The organism is Novosphingobium clariflavum (assembly GCF_026420865.1).
Lineage (GTDB): Bacteria > Pseudomonadota > Alphaproteobacteria > Sphingomonadales > Sphingomonadaceae > Novosphingobium > Novosphingobium clariflavum.
The window spans coordinates 1-370 of record NZ_JAPCWC010000117.1; the positions used below are offsets into that span (position 1 = coordinate 1).

At 63.0% G+C, this 370-nt stretch carries 1 protein-coding gene; it reads right to left on the minus strand.

The window, feature by feature from the left end:
* Positions 1-297, minus strand: a 297-nt coding sequence (locus tag OKA11_RS24540; RefSeq protein WP_267225262.1) for a helix-turn-helix domain-containing protein, incomplete at its 3' end; no start/stop codon positions are given.
* Positions 298-370: the final 73 nt, after the last annotated feature.

The following is a 370-nucleotide window of genomic DNA, read 5'->3' on the forward strand; positions in this document are numbered from 1 at the left end:
CAGCCGGACAATCTCGGCCACGCGCTTGGGCAACACTGGCGCCTTGCCGGGCGGACGGGACTTGTCGCGAAGAAGACCATCTACACCTTCGTGCATGAAGCGCTCCTGCCAGCGCCACACGCAGGTCTTCGACTTGCCTGTGGCCGCCATGATCGCCGAGGTGCCCAGGCCATCGCTGCTCAAAAGCACGATACGGGCGCGCCAGACATGTTTCTGCGGGCTCAAGGGAGCCGACACGATGTCGTCCAGGCGTTGACGGTCGGAAGCTGAAACGGTGAAGCTGATCCCATCGCGCATCCTCCGAGACTGGCACGCCTGCAAGCCGGTGGGAATCCCCAGACGGACTCTTTCGTTCCGGTCAATCCACTAG